The organism is Paenibacillus sp. GbtcB18 (genome assembly GCF_019091125.1).
GTDB lineage: Bacteria > Bacillota > Bacilli > Paenibacillales > NBRC-103111 > Paenibacillus_F > Paenibacillus_F chitinolyticus.
Genome location: NZ_JAGXJX010000865.1, coordinates 1 through 236 on the forward strand (window position 1 = coordinate 1; position 236 = coordinate 236).

Here is a 236-nt window from a genome sequence, read left to right on the forward strand (position 1 = left end):
CTTTGCCTGCAAAAGCTTCTGACACATTTAGGACCTATCAGCCTAACCAATATGCGGTAGGCAAAATTATTTCCGGACGAGATGCTTCCGGCAAAGTAGGTGTATTACTATGGGAAGGCATCACCGGGGTACATGGCACCGTTTGGGAGAGATGCGGAAACCCAGACTGGTTAGAACAGAAAACACTTTATCACGGTAGCACACTTGCAAGTTCAGATGGTGAAGCTACCATCTAT

The 236-nt window shown here is 46.6% G+C and carries 1 protein-coding gene; it reads left to right on the forward strand.

Annotated features, from left to right (window positions below):
* On the forward strand, window positions 1-236 hold a 236-nt coding region (locus KVT34_RS31155), incomplete at both ends, for a hypothetical protein (protein ID WP_217563387.1).